The sequence below is a fragment of the Burkholderia sp. 4NA327C6 genome (genome assembly GCF_005502655.1).
Classification (GTDB): Bacteria; Pseudomonadota; Gammaproteobacteria; order Burkholderiales; family Burkholderiaceae; genus Burkholderia; species Burkholderia contaminans.
The window spans coordinates 1-14,060 of record NZ_SCNZ01000054.1; the positions used below are offsets into that span (position 1 = coordinate 1).

A 14,060-nucleotide genomic window follows, 5' to 3' on the forward strand; every position below is an offset into this window, starting at 1 on the left:
CTCCCCACCCACCCGCTCCGCGATCGCCGACAACATTCGCAACATCGGCTCGAACGCGTCGGCCGACGTATTGCCGAAACCGAGCACGAGCCCGTTGCCCGCCGATCCCGCATCGATCGAAAAACCCGACAGCGGAAACGGCCCGATGCCATGCGCACGCGCGGCGTCGACGATCGCACGATCGCGGTAACGCGCCGGCAGCCGCAGCGCGAGATGCAGCCCGCACGGCCCGCCCTCGATCTGATGCGGCACGCTCAGGTTGCCGTCGAGCGCAGCCAGCAGCAAGCGCCGCCGGTCGCGATACAGCCGGCGCATGCGGCCGAGATGGCGGCCGTACTCGCCCGTCTCGATGAAATCGGCCAGCGCGAGCTGCACGTGGCGCGTCCCGCCGCGCAGCATCTCGGGCAACACCGGCCGCACCGCGGCCAGCAGCGCGTCGGGCAGCACGAGAAAGCCGATCCGCAGCGCCGGAAACATCGTCTTGCTGAACGAGCCGAGATAGACGACGGGCGAATCGGGCGCGAGCCCGTGCATTGCGCCGATCGGTTCGCCGGTGTGACGGAATTCGCTGTCGTAGTCGTCCTCGACGATCCACGCGCGATGCCGGCGTGCGGCATCGATCAGCGCAAGCCGGCGCGAGATCGACAGCACGGCGCCGGTCGGGAACTGGTTCGACGGCGTCGTGTAGACGAGGCGCGGCGTCCGCGCGCGCCAGTCGTCCTCTTCGGCACGCAGCCCTTCCGCGTCGACCGGCATCGGCACGACGTCGAGGTCGGCCGCCTGCATCGCGGTGCGCGCGCCGCGATAGCCGGGCTCCTCGACCCACACCGTATCGCCCGGGTTCGTCAGCAACTGCGCACACAGCGCGATCGCACCCTGTGCACCTTCCGTGATCACGATCTGCTCGGGATCGCAGCGCACGCCGCGCGTCACGGCCAGGTGGCGCGCGATCGATTCGCGCAGCGCGGGCTCGCCGAGCGGGTCGCCGTAGCCGAGCAGGTCGCGGCCCGCGCGGCGCAGCGCGCGGTCGATCGCGTGGCGCCATGCGTCCGCGGGGAAATGCGTCAGCGCCGGGACGCCCGGACGGAAGCCCTCCGATTCACCGGTGCCGATGCGGCTCGGGCGAATCCGGCCGAGCCGCTGCGCGACGGCCGGCGGCGCGGCACGCCGGCGCGGCGGCGCCGGCCGCGACATCCCGACCACGCGCGTACCGCGGCGGTCGGACTGCAGGAAGCCTTCGGCGACGAGCTGCTCGTAGACGGCGGCCGTCGTGTTGCGCGACACGCCGAGTGTCTCGGCCAGCGCACGCGTGCCGGGCAAGCGCGTGCCGGCCGGCATCGCGCCGCCGAGAATCGCGTCGCGCACGCGGCGCAGCAACTGGCGCTGCAGCGAAGGCGCGCCCGGCGTGCGCGCCAGCGGCGCGTCGAGCGGCAGCAACGGCGCGTCGCCGGAAGGAAGAACAGTCGTCATCGGAACATCGCAGCGTGAAAATGTCGGAACGTGGCGCACGGCAAGTGGCGCACGGCGAGGTGCACACGGCCTGTGAAAGACGGCTCGCGATTCGCGCCCCTTCAATCATGGCACCATAAATTTGCCGATCTCTGGCGCTTCTCATGGTACCTCGTCAATACTACGATCGTCTGCATGCCGGTATGTCGCCGGCCGCCAACCGAAGCGAGATCGACCTTGTCCACGCTCACCAATGCTTTCCAGCAACCCATCGGCCACCCCGTTCCCGACTGGTCCACGCGCCCGCGCCCGGAGCGCATCGTGCTCGAAGGCCGCTACTGCCGGCTCGAACCGCTCGACGCCGAGCGCCACGCGGCCGACCTGCACGCCGCCTACTCGCAGGCGCCGGACGGCAGCGACTGGACCTATCTCGCACACGGCCCGTACGCCGACGAAGCGAGCTACCGCGAGTACGCGCGCACCGCGCAGGCGAGCCCGGATCCGCTGCACTACACGGTGATCGACCGCGCCACCGGCCGCGCGGTCGGCACGCTCGCGCTGATGCGCATCGATCCGGCCAACGGCGTGATCGAAGTCGGCTCCGTCACGTTCTCCCCGCTGCTCAAGCGCACGCCCATTTCGACCGAAGCGCAGTTCCTGCTGATGAAGTACGCGTTCGACACGCTCGGCTACCGGCGCTACGAATGGAAGTGCGACGACCTGAACCTCCCGTCGCGCAAGGCCGCCGCACGCCTCGGCTTCCGCTACGAAGGCACGTTCCGGCAGGCGATCATCTACCGCGGCCGCAATCGCGACACCGCGTGGTTCTCGATCATCGACGGCGAATGGCCGGATGTGCGCGCCGCGTTCGAAGCGTGGCTCGCACCGGAGAACTTCGACGCCCACGGCAAGCAACGCCAGTCGCTCACCGCGATCCGCCATGCGCAGGCAAGCGCGCGCGATGCGGCCAGCCGCGCGAACGACGCGACACGCGTCACGGTGCGCCCGCTCGTCGCCGCCGACGAAGCCGCGTGGCGCCCGCTGTGGCAGGGTTATCAACAGTTCTACGACACCGCGCTGGGCGAGGCGGTGTTCGCCACGACGTGGGCACGCCTGATGGATCCCGCCGAGCCGATGTTCGTGCTCGGCGCATTCGACGCATCGGGTGCGCTGGTCGGAATCGTGCACGCGATCTACCACCGCTCGTGCTGGACCGAAGGGCCGTACTGCTACCTGCAGGACCTGTACACCGCACCCGACGCACGCGGGCAAGGCGCCGGCGGCGCGCTGATCGAGGCCGTGTACGAACATGCCCGCGAAGCCGGGGCGAGCCGTGTGTACTGGCTCACGCACGAAACCAACACGACGGCACGCGCGCTGTACGACAAGCTCGCGAACAACGCCGGGTTCATCCAGTACCGGCACGACGTGAAGAAGTAACGCGGCGGCGCAGCCGGCCGGCGTTCAACCGCAAACGTCGGCCGGCTCGCGCGCGTCGTCGCCCTCCGCGGCGGCGTCACGTGCCAGTCCGGCCGCTCCCGGCACCGACGCCGGGCAGATCATCTCGTCGCCATTCGCCGGCACCGGCCTTCGCACCGGCCGGAACACCGGCTCGCCCGCCTCGATCGGCTGCCCCGAGATCGCACAGTGGCCCGGCTGCAACGCGACGCGCAAGCGCCAGCGCTGCTCGCCGTAATGGCACCGGCCGCTCTCGACCCAGCGGATCAGCAGCGCATGCTCGTCGGCCTCCAGCACCGTGACGAACAATTGCGGGCGCAACGGCGCCGCTGCGGCCGCCGCATGCTCCGGAATCGGCGCTCGGCCGATCGTCAAGAGCGGATGCGCAACCACGCCGCCGCACGACGGCATCGCGACGGCATCGGCCGCGACAGGCGCTTCGGTCATCTTCACCTCCGTTGAAGCGCCCGCGTGCAACGGGATGTCTCACGCGAGCGCAATCGGGACTGGCGCACATGATACAAATTGAAGTTAACTTCAAGTAAAGGGGTGAGTGCAACGATCCGTATCGGCGATGGCAGCGACGGCGGCAATGGCCGGCACGGCACGCGACGGCATCCTGGTCTAAGCTGATAGCTTCGCCTCGACAACGCCCCCCGCATGCCGACCGCCTCCCCCGCACCGGCCACGCTGTTCCCGCTCGACGAAGCGTGGTCCACCTTCTCGCGCCGCAAGGCGGCCGTGCGCACTTTCATCGCCGGGTACTGTGCCGCGCGCGACAGGCGCGATGCGCCGCTGCACGACGGCCCGGACGGCCATGTCGTGCAGTTCGACGACACGATGGGCCGGCCTTTCGAGCATTTCATGATCGAGGGTGCGCCGCTGGCCGGCACCGGCTCGTTTGCCGTCGGCGCGTGGATCACGCGCTACGGTGCGGCGCCGCTGCCGCCGGCACTGCACGGCAGGACGCGCCGGCTGACCGACGAGCACTTCATGGCCGCCGATATCGACGGGCTGTCCGGCGACGACGCGCTCGCGCAAGCGCTCGCCTGCGACACTGCGGACGCGATCGACGCGTTCAACGCCAGCGGCGCCTTCCCGCCGTTCCAGCCGAATCCGGCCGCGTTCCTGTTCGCTCACCGGCTCGACGGGCAGATCGCGGCCACCGCGCGCTATGGCTTCGCGTCGCCGCGCGATATCGTCGTCGACCGCGTCGGAACGGCCGACGCCTACCGGCGCCGCGGCCTCGCGACGCAACTGCTCGCCGCGATCGTCGCGCACGCACGGCACCGCGGTGCGCGCCGCGTGTGGCTCATCTCGACCGAAGCCGGCCAGCCGCTGTACCGCGCCGCCGGATTCACGCCGCTCGCCGCGGTCACCGTGGACGCAGTCATCGCCTGAACGCGAAGCGAGCCGCGTCGCGCGTCACCGTTCGTCTCGTGATTCGTCTCATTGCGCTGAGACGAACGTCCCGGCGTCTCACGCCACCCACCGTTTCGCTGCCGCAGCAAATTCGGCACTCCATTTCCACCCGATCCTTACCGGTTGGCAGAACGCGACATGGTGCATCGCACTCTCCGCACACGTCCGATCGCCACGCACCGCCCCGATTCACGCTGGCCCCGTTCCTGCATACCGGTCGATCGCGCAATCGCGCGACGGGCGCACCGGCAGCCACGCCTCGCGCCCGACGACAACCTGATGGAGACAGCAACGTGAGTACACCGGCATCGACCACCGCCCCCAGCATGAAAGCCGCCGTCTGGCACGGCCGCCACGACATTCGCGTCGAACAGGTTCCCGTTCCCGAGCGCCCGCCGGCAGGCTGGGTGACGATTCGCGTGCACTGGTGCGGGATCTGCGGCTCCGACCTGCACGAATACGTCGCGGGCCCCGTCTTCATCCCGGTCGATGCGCCGCATCCGCTGACGGGCCTGAAGGGCCAGTGCATCCTCGGCCACGAGTTCAGCGGCGAGATCGCCGCACTCGGCGCGGGCGTGACGGGCTACGCGGTCGGCGATCGCGTGACGGCCGACGCCTGCCAGCATTGCGGCACCTGCTGGTATTGCAAGCACGGGCTGTACAACATCTGCGAGAACCTCGCGTTCACCGGGCTGATGAACAACGGCGCATTTGCCGAATACGTGAACGTGCCGGCCGAGTTGCTGTACAAGCTGCCCGACGACTTCCCGACCGAGGCCGGCGCGCTGATCGAACCGCTCGCGGTCGGGCTGCATGCGGTGAAGAAGGCCGGCAACATCGTCGGGCAGACCGTCGTCGTGGTCGGCGCGGGCACGATCGGCCTGTGCACGATCATGTGCGCGAAGGCCGCGGGCGCCGGGCGCGTGATCGCGCTGGAGATGTCGGCCGCGCGCAAGCAGAAGGCGCTCGAAGTCGGCGCGAGCGTGGTCATCGATCCGAAGACGTCCGACGCGATCGCGGAAGTCAAGGCGCTGACCGGCGGCTACGGCGCCGACGTGTCGTTCGAGTGCATCGGGCACACCACCACCGCGAAGCTCGCGATCGACGTGATCCGCAAGGCCGGCAAGTCGGTGATGGTCGGGATCTTCGAGGAGCCGGCGCCGTTCAACTTCTTCGACATCGTGTCGACCGAGAAGGAAGTGATCGGCTCGCTCGCGTACAACGGCGAATTCGCGGACGTGATCCGCTTCATCGCGGACGGCCGCATCGACGTGCAGCCGCTCATCACCGGGCGCATCGCGCTCGGTGACATCGTCTCGCACGGCTTCGAGGAACTGGTCAACCACAAGGACCGCAACGTGAAGATCATCGTCCAGCCCGCCGTCGCCTGACCGCACACGCGGCCGCGGCAGCGATTCGCGCCGCGGCACACGTGCTGCGAGTGTCACCCTGAAGCGTCGTCCGTGCGCGGGCGGCGCACCTGCCTGCCGTTCCCTTCCCCCTTCCCCTTCCCTGCCGCCGGCATCCGTCGCGAACGTCGTGCCGCGCGCCGATCGAACACGACGATCGGAAACATTCGCAATCCAAACTATCCGTCGTAATGCGCCACCGGCTCGATTCGCGATCAGGGTTTCTCCGGATCCAGCGAAATTCGTCCGGTGTCGACAGGACACTGACGCAAGGTGATCCTGTGCAAGGCACGATCCGGCTGCCTGCCGCGATCGTGGCCGCCCCCTCGAAGGTGGCCCCGCCCCCCACAAAACCTTACGGTGTCACGGCGCCGACAGGCCGAGAATACGGGCCCACCCGGGATAGCTTGCAAACATGGTGTGTCATGAATCGTTCATTCTCGTTTAGCCGGGAACGCGCATATAACAATCGATCGCTGACGATCCAGCAGAAGACCCATATCGGCTTCGCACTCGTCACCACGCTGCTGGCCTTGCTGTGCGGCACGATCATCTGGGGGAGCTTCCGGCAATACCGGCAGGAGAACGCCGACCTGCAGAGCTTCGAATTCGTCCGTGGCGCGATGAGCGCCGCCAACGTGATCTCGGCCGAACGCGGCCCGACGAACGACCTGCTGGTCCGCCTGAAGGACGACGGCGCCGCCGAGGCCCGCAACCTGCTCGCCGCGCGCGTGCGTTCCGACCAGGCGCTCGAACGCTTTCGTGCCGGCATCGCGCAGGCGAGCGTGCTCGACGATCGCGAACGCAGCAACCTGCTGCATGCACTCGACTCGGTCCGGATCACGCTCGCCGATGCGCGTTCGGAAGTCGATGCACTCGGCATGCGGCCGCTCGCGACACGCAGCGTTCACGACATCCAGCACGCGCAGGCGCGCCTGTTCCGGATCGTCGACACGCTGTCGCTGCTGATCGACGGCGCAATGACCGATACCGCGATGCGCGACCCGCGCACGTCGGGTGCGATCCTGCTCGCGCGGCTTCTCGGCGAACTCCGCGAATACGCGGGCCGCACGGGCTCGCTGCTCATCGCGCCGATGTTCGCGCGGCAGGCGCTCGACCGCACGCAGTTCGCGGACATCATGCGGATGCGCGGCCACATCGAGCAATTGCGCGCGCTGATCGACGGCTCGATCGGCGCGCAGCTCGACGACCCCGACGTGGCACGCGAATACGCGCAGCTCAACGGGGCCTTCGACGCGCACATCCTACCGCTCGTCGACGCGGCCGTCGCCGGCGGCAAGAACGGCGCCTATGCGATGAGTGCGGCCGCCTTTTCCCGCGCGATCGTGCCGCATTTCCGGCCGAGCGAGCTGTTGCGCGACCACGTGATCGACCTTGCGCGGCGTCGCGTGATCGGCGACCGGAACACCGCCCGGATCAAGGTCGCGTTGTCGGCGTTCGCCACGACACTGTGCATCGCGATCCTCGCGTCGCTCGCGCGCGGCGTGCAGCGGCTGCTGTCCAAGCCGCTCGATGCGCTCGGCCGCCGGATCGTCGCACTCAGCGATGGCGATACGTCGCACGTCGCGATGCCGCGCGGCATCGGGCCGGAGATCACGCGGATCCATGACGCGCTCGAAACGTTGCGCCACGCGACCGTCCGCCGCGACATGCTCGAGCGCCAGCGCAACGACATGCTGACGCTGTTCTCGCACGACATGCGCGCTCCACTGACCTCGCTGATCATCCTGATCGACACGCAGGCGCGACAGGCGGGCGATGCGCAGACGAAGCAGCAGTTCGCGAGAATCGGCAAGCTCGCGCGGCACACGCTGGCGATGGCCGACGGCTTCGCGCAGCTCTCGCGGGCGGAGGCCAGCGACTACGAACGCGTGCCGGTCAACCTCGCCGACCTGATGAACGAGGCCCGCGACGCGGTGTGGCCGCTCGCGCACCGGAAATCCATGTCGATCGACGACGTGCCGCGGCGCGACGACACGATCGTGCTGGGCGACCCGGCGCTGCTGTCGCGCGCGCTGATCAACCTGCTGGACAACGCCATCAAGTACAGCGCGTCGCTGACGAGCGTCGAATGCAGGGTCGAGCCGGGCGCCGACGGCAAGACCGTGCGCTGCACGATCCGCGACAACGGGTGCGGGATCAGCAGCGCGGACCAGATGCGGCTGTTCGAGCGCTACCGGCGCTTTCGCACCGCCGGCCAGCCGGAAACCAGCGGCGTCGGGCTCGGCATGGCGTTCGTCAAGGCCGTCGTGGAACGGCACGAAGGCAGCATTCACGTCGACCGCGCCGTGCTGCAGGGCACCACGGTCACGATCACGCTGCCGGCCGCGGCAACGCCATGACGACGGCGCTGGCGGCGACGGCGGCACAAGCTGCAAGCAGCGAGGCGATGCCGCAGCCGCGCCCGATTCTTCGATATACTGGACCGAACCCTTTTCGGGGCAACCGCGGGCCACCACGCCCTTTGCAGGTTCGCCCCAACCTGCGTGGAATTGCCCACCGTGAAACCGCGAGCCGGACTGATCCTCGAACTCTTCGTCAACCTGGTGCTGCCCTGGGTCGCCTACCGGGCCGCGCAGCCGTATTTCGGCGAAACCGGCGCGCTGTATGCGTCGGCAGTCCCGCCGATCATCTGGTCGATCGTCGAATTCATCCGCTCGCGCCGCGTCGATGCGGTGGCGGCCATCGTGCTGCTGGGCATCGCGCTGTCGATCCTCGGGATGGCGCTCGGCGGCAGCCCGCGCACGCTGCTGATGCGCGAATCGCTCGCGTCGGGCACGATCGGCGTCGTGTTCCTGCTGTCGCTGTTCCGCGAACGCCCGCTGATCTTCTACCTCGCCCGCGCCACGGTGGCCCGCGAGATGGATGGCGGCGCCGCGCATTTCGAAGCCGTCTGGAACGCACAGCCGGGGCTGCGGCAGATGCTCCGGCGGATGACCTTCGTGTGGGGCGCGTTCATGACGCTGGAAATGCTGCTGCGCCTCTGGATGGTCATGACCTGGCCGGTCGAACGCGTGCTGGTCGTGTCGCCGGTCATGGGCTACACGGTGTTCGGCTGTCTGCTGCTGTGGACGTTCTGGTACCGGCGGCGGATGCGCGAGCGCAACAGCGTCCACGTCCCGGGCCGCGACGGCGCCACCGAAACCGCCGGCCGCTGACCGCTCCCCACCGTCGTCGCAAGACGGCTGCTGTATGATGCGCGGCGTCTCGTCCGACGAATGCCGCTCCTGTCATGTCCCTTTCGCTCCTTCCGTCCGCCACGACCTGGCTCGCCCTGTTCGCGGCCGCCGCGTTCGCGTGGCATCGCCCGCAGCACGGCCTGAGCGTCGGCCTCGCCGCGCTCGGCTATGCGTGCGCGCTGGCGTTCGGCATGCTCGGGCCGCTCGCGCTGGCCCCGCTCGCGTTGCTGGCCGCGGCCGCCTGGGGCGTGATGCCCGAGCGCCCGCGCGCGGTGCGCATCGCTGCGCACGTCGTCTTTGCCGCCATCGCGATCGCGCTCAGCCTGCACCTGATTCCCGGCTTCCACAATCCGCGCGTGATCGGCCCGACGCGATTCACGCCGGATGCCGCGCCGTTCACGATGTACCTGAATCTCGACAAGCCGCTCGTCGGCCTGTGGCTGGTGTGGGTGCTGCCGTGGGTCGCCCCCGACATCCCGCTGTCGCGCGCGCTGCGCACCGGCGCGGTGGCGGCCGTCGCAACGGCGGCCGCGTGCCTGGCCGGCGCGCTCGCGTTCGGGATGGTCGGGTGGGCGCCCAAATGGCCGCCGTCGGGCTGGCTGTGGCTCGTGAACAACGTGCTGCTCGTGACGCTCGCCGAGGAAGCGCTGTTCCGCGGCTACGTACAGGGTGGGCTGACGCGCGCGCTGCACGCGTTCGCATGGGGGCCGTGGGCCGCGCTTGCGATCGGCGCGGTGCTGTTCGGCGCCGCGCATGCGGCCGGCGGCTGGCAATGGATCGTGCTCGGCACGGTGGCCGGCGTGGGCTACGGCCTCGCCTGGCGGCGCGGCGGGCTGCTCGCGTCCGCGCTCGCGCATGCGGGGCTGAACGTCATCCACTTCGGCCTGTTCACCTACCCGATGCTCGACGCCGCGCGCTGACGGCCGCGCGGCGCCGCCGCTCAGTTGATCCCGACGACCGCGTGCGGCACGTACGGGCGTTCGAGCGTGGCGATCTCGTCGTCGGTCAGTTTCAGTTCGAGCGCGGCCAGTGCGTCGTCCAGCTGCCGCGGCTTCGAAATGCCGACGATCGGCGCGGTAACCCCGCGCTTCTGCGCGACCCAGGCGAGTGCGACCTGCGCACGCGGCACGTTGCGCGCGGCCGCGATCGTCGCAACGGCATCGACGACCGCCTTGTCCGACTCCGCCGTCGCGTCATAAAGCCGCTGGCCGACCGCGTCGCTCTGCTGCCGCTCGGTCGATTCGTCCCAGCTGCGCGTGAGGCGGCCGCGCGCGAGCGGGCTCCACGGAATCACCGCGATCCCTTCGTCTTCGCACAGCGGCAGCATTTCCCGCTCTTCTTCCCGATACAGCAGGTTCAGGTGGTTCTGCATGCTGACGAAGCGGGTCCAGCCGTGCAGCTTCGACGTGTGCAGCGCCTTCGCGAACTGCCACGCGAACATCGACGACGCGCCGATGTAGCGCGCCTTGCCGGCCTTCACGACGTCGTGCAGCGCCTCGAGCGTCTCCTCGAGCGGCGTGCCGTCGTCCCAGCGGTGAATCTGGTAGAGATCGACATAGTCGGTGCCGAGCCGCTTCAGGCTCTGGTCGATGTCGGTCATGATCGCCTTGCGCGACAGCCCGGCGCCGTTCGGCCCGGGCCGCATCCGGTAGAACACCTTGGTCGCGATCACGATGTCGTCGCGTTTTGCGAAATCGCGCAGCGCGCGGCCGACGATCTCCTCCGACGTGCCGTCGGAATACATGTTCGCGGTGTCGAAGAAGTTGATGCCGGCTTCGACCGCCCGCTGGATGATCGGACGGCTCTCCGCTTCCGGCAGCGTCCACGGGTGCGTGCCGCGTAACGGTTCGCCGAACGTCATGCAACCCAGCACCAGCTTCGACACTTCCAGCCCTGTCGATCCGAATTTCACGTATTCCATTGCGCGCCTCGCCATTGAAGTTGAGCTGACGGCCGGATGCGCGCCGCGCATCCGCCGAACCGTCGCATGGTATCCCGGGCGGCAGAAATGCGTGCGGCGTCGCCGCAAGGTGCGAAGGAGGTGCCCGCGAGCGCGAGGTCGTGCGGGGCGCCGGCCGCGCAGCACGTGCGCAGCGGCGCGAGGCGCCTGCTTACTTGGCCTGGTCGGCGATCGGCTGCAGGAACGCGGAAAAGCCGGTCAGCATGATCTGCACGCCGATGCACAGCAGCAGGAACGCCGACACGCGTTTCGCGACCTTGGTGCCTTCGCTGCCGAGGTAGCGCGACAGCAGCGCGGAGCGGCTGTAGACCTGCCAGATCACGATCGCAACCAGCACCGAGACGGCAATCGACACGATGCTCGACAGCGCGAACTCCGACAGCTTGTGCGTGCGGTTCGCGTTCAGCGCGATCGCGGTCGCGATCGAGCCGGGGCCGACCGTCAGCGGCATGGTCAGCGGGAAGAATGCGCGCGTCATGATCGCGTTCGCGTCGATCGGCTTGACCGGCGTGTCGCCGCCGCCGGGCCCGTCGGGCTCGTTCAGCATCTGCCAGCCGGCCACCGCAACCGCGAAGCCGCCGCCGATCCGCAGCGCTTCCATCGAGATACCGAAGAAATGCAGCACCGGCGTGCCGGCGAAGAACGCGACCATCAGCACGACGAACGCGTTGAACGCGACCTTCCTCGCGAGCAGGTCGCGTTCATGCTCGGTGAGCGCCTCGGTCCGTTCGAGAAACAGGAACGCGATGCCGATCGGGTTGATGATGCCGATCAGGCCGGTGAAGCCGAACAGGATCTCGGAGATAAGGCGGTTGACGATCATCGGATGAAGAATCGGTCGGGGCTGGGCCGGCAGCGCGCCGGAGGTCACGCATTGTAGAGCAAGCGCCCGCGCCCGAGCCGCAAAATTCGGCCGGGCCCGCCATGCCGGCGATCGTCGCCGTTTCCCCCTGGTTTCCCGTCGGTTTCCCCGCGGTTTCCCCTCGGTTTTCCGTTACTCGGCGCCCGCCTCCCACGCCGGCGGCCGCTTCGCGAAGAACGCGGCGAAGCCTTCCTTCGCTTCCGGCGTCGCCCGCACGCGGGAGATCGTCTGCGCGGTGAAGGCCGCACGCTCGTCCGACGGCGGATACTCGCCGATCGCATCGAAGAAGCGCTTGATCTCCATCAGCGCGCTCGGGCCGTTGCGGCCGAGTTCGGCGAGCGTCTTGTCGAGTGCTTCGTCGAGCGCATCGAGCGGCACGGCCTGGTGGATCAGGCCGATCGCGACCGCTTCGCCCGCGGCGATCTGGGTCGCCGTCAGCGCGAGGCGGCGCGCCTGGCGCTGGCCGACCGCCTCGACCAGATACGGGCCGATCACGGCCGGCAGGATCCCGAAGCGTGCCTCGCTGACCGAGAAGCGCGCGTGATCGCTCGCGATCACGATGTCGCACGCCGCGCACAGGCCGACGCCGCCACCGAACGCATGGCCCTGCACGCGCGCTACCGTCGGCTTCGGGCATTGCCGGATCGCGCGCATCATCGCGGCGAACCGCTCCGCATCGCGCAGGTTCGCGGCCGCATCGTTCGCGCTCGCGCGCTGCATCCACTGCAGGTCGGCGCCCGCGCAGAACGCGCGGCCATCCGAACGCAGCACGATCGCGCGCACGTCGTCACGACGGCCGAGCGTGGTGAACGCATCGGTCAGTTCGGCGATCATCGTCTCGTCGAATGCGTTGAGCACGTCGCCGCGCTGCAGCGCGACCGTTGCGATGCCGCGCGCATCGACCGTGACGGCCAGGGTCTTCAATCCATCCATCGAACAGGTTTCCTCGGGTAGAACGGCAAACATCGAAATCAGGCGGCCTGGCGACGATCGATCACGCGCCGCGCCTTGCCGGTCGCGGTCGCGGGAATGCCGCCGGCGGCCAGCACCGTCACGCCGGACGACACGCCGACCATCGTCTTGATCCGGTGCTGCAGCTCGCGCGCGAGTGCCGCGCGATCGCTTTCGCTGACGGACGCGGCCGCTTCGGAGCGCAACTCGACCGCGAGGTCGAGCCGATCCAAGTGCCCGTCGCGCGACAGCGTGATCTGAAACTGGCCCGACAACTGCGGCAGCGCGACGACGATCTCCTCGATCTGGCTCGGGAACACGTTCACGCCGCGCACGATCAGCATGTCGTCGGAGCGGCCCGTGATCTTCGCGAGACGGCGCATCGCACGCGCGGTCGGCGGCAGCAGTGCGGTGAGGTCGCGCGTGCGGTAGCGGATCACGGGCATCGCCTCCTTCGTCAGCGACGTGAACACGAGCTCGCCCTGGCTGCCGTCGGGCAGCACTTCGCTCGTGACCGGGTCGATGATCTCCGGATAGAAATGGTCTTCCCAGATCACCGGGCCATCCTTAGTCTCGACGCATTCGCACGCAACGCCCGGGCCCATCACTTCCGACAGCCCGTAGATGTCGAGTGCGTCGATGCCCACGCGCGTCTCGACTTCCTCGCGCAGCGCCTGCGTCCACGGCTCGGCGCCGAAGATGCCGATCTTCAGCGACGTCTCGGCCGGGTCCATCCCCTGCCGCACCATCTCGTCGATCAGGTTCAGCATGTAAGACGGCGTGACGAGGATGATCTTCGGCTCGAAATCGCGGATCAGCTGCACCTGCTTCTCGGTCTGGCCGCCCGACATCGGCACGACCATGCAGCCGAGCCGTTCCGCGCCGTAGTGAATCCCGAGGCCGCCGGTGAAGAGCCCGTAGCCGAATGCGTTGTGCAGCGTGTCGCCCGGGCGGCCGCCGGCCGCGCGGATCGAACGCGCGGTCACGTTCGCCCACGTGTCGATGTCACGCGCGGTGTAGCCGACCACCGTCGGCTTGCCCGTCGTGCCGCTCGACGCATGCACGCGCACGACCTGCTCGCGCGGCACCGCGAACAGCCCGAACGGATAGTTGTCGCGCAAGTCGCTCTTGGTCGAGAACGGGAATTTCGCGAGATCCGCCAGCGACTTCAGGTCGTCCGGATGCACGCCCGCCGCATCGAACGTGCGGCGATAGTGCGGGACGTTGTCGTACGCGTGGCGCAGCGACCACTTGAGGCGCTCGAGCTGCAGCGCCTGCAGTTCGTCGCGGCTGGCGGTCTCGATCGGCTCGAGGGCGGCGGCGGGATGCGTCGGGTGAGTCATCGGGGT

The 14,060-nt window shown here is 69.0% G+C and carries 12 protein-coding genes; 6 read left to right on the forward strand and 6 right to left on the reverse strand.

Annotation, left to right across the window (positions count from 1 at the left end; all coding sequences use genetic code 11):
* The coding region (locus FFS49_RS35285) for a PLP-dependent aminotransferase family protein (RefSeq protein ID WP_105816577.1) at window positions 1-1,470 on the reverse strand (1,470 nt) is incomplete at its 3' end.
* A gap of 216 nt (window positions 1,471-1,686) precedes the next feature.
* Here FFS49_RS35285 and FFS49_RS35290 point away from each other — a divergent pair.
* Window positions 1,687-2,889, forward strand: a complete 1,203-nt coding sequence (locus tag FFS49_RS35290) for a GNAT family N-acetyltransferase (protein ID WP_105816578.1) — start codon at window positions 1,687-1,689, stop codon at window positions 2,887-2,889.
* 24 nt (window positions 2,890-2,913) lie between these two features.
* Here FFS49_RS35290 and FFS49_RS35295 read toward each other — a convergent pair whose 3' ends face one another.
* Complete coding sequence (locus FFS49_RS35295) at window positions 2,914-3,354, reverse strand: DUF3331 domain-containing protein (RefSeq protein ID WP_039351043.1); 441 nt, start codon at window positions 3,352-3,354, stop codon at window positions 2,914-2,916.
* Window positions 3,355-3,567: 213 nt separating this feature from the next.
* Here FFS49_RS35295 and FFS49_RS35300 point away from each other — a divergent pair, with 213 nt between their 5' ends.
* From FFS49_RS35300 to FFS49_RS35325, 5 genes are all read left to right on the forward strand, one after another.
* Window positions 3,568-4,308: a GNAT family N-acetyltransferase gene (locus FFS49_RS35300; protein WP_105816579.1), complete on the forward strand. Its 741-nt coding sequence runs from the start codon at window positions 3,568-3,570 to the stop codon at window positions 4,306-4,308.
* A gap of 347 nt (window positions 4,309-4,655) precedes the next feature.
* Entirely contained in the window at window positions 4,656-5,720 is a 1,065-nt protein-coding gene (locus FFS49_RS35310; protein ID WP_105816580.1) for a 2,3-butanediol dehydrogenase, read from the forward strand.
* Between the two features lie 443 nt (window positions 5,721-6,163).
* Complete coding sequence (locus FFS49_RS35315) at window positions 6,164-8,101, forward strand: HAMP domain-containing histidine kinase (protein WP_105816581.1); 1,938 nt, start codon at window positions 6,164-6,166, stop codon at window positions 8,099-8,101.
* 159 nt (window positions 8,102-8,260) lie between these two features.
* On the forward strand, window positions 8,261-8,917 hold the full coding sequence (locus FFS49_RS35320; RefSeq protein ID WP_039351053.1) for a VC0807 family protein: 657 nt from the start codon (window positions 8,261-8,263) through the stop codon (window positions 8,915-8,917).
* Between the two features lie 74 nt (window positions 8,918-8,991).
* Window positions 8,992-9,858 carry a CPBP family intramembrane glutamic endopeptidase gene (locus tag FFS49_RS35325; RefSeq protein ID WP_039351056.1) on the forward strand — a complete coding sequence of 289 codons (867 nt, stop codon included), beginning with the start codon at window positions 8,992-8,994 and terminating at the stop codon, window positions 9,856-9,858.
* Between the two features lie 20 nt (window positions 9,859-9,878).
* Here FFS49_RS35325 and FFS49_RS35330 read toward each other — a convergent pair whose 3' ends face one another.
* From FFS49_RS35330 to paaK, 4 genes are all read right to left on the reverse strand, one after another.
* A complete protein-coding gene (locus tag FFS49_RS35330; protein WP_039351059.1) occupies window positions 9,879-10,859 on the reverse strand; it encodes an aldo/keto reductase in 981 nt (326 codons plus the stop codon).
* Between the two features lie 190 nt (window positions 10,860-11,049).
* On the reverse strand, window positions 11,050-11,721 hold the full coding sequence (locus tag FFS49_RS35335; RefSeq protein WP_039351062.1) for a MarC family protein: 672 nt from the start codon (window positions 11,719-11,721) through the stop codon (window positions 11,050-11,052).
* Between the two features lie 171 nt (window positions 11,722-11,892).
* Window positions 11,893-12,693 (reverse strand): enoyl-CoA hydratase-related protein, encoded by an 801-nt coding sequence (locus FFS49_RS35340; RefSeq protein WP_071332444.1) that lies wholly within the window; start codon window positions 12,691-12,693, stop codon window positions 11,893-11,895.
* A gap of 38 nt (window positions 12,694-12,731) precedes the next feature.
* The gene (gene paaK / locus FFS49_RS35345; RefSeq protein ID WP_105816582.1) at window positions 12,732-14,054 is read right to left on the reverse strand and encodes a phenylacetate--CoA ligase PaaK; all 1,323 of its coding nucleotides are present in this window, start codon (window positions 14,052-14,054) and stop codon (window positions 12,732-12,734) included.
* Between the last annotated feature and the right edge of the window lie 6 nt (window positions 14,055-14,060).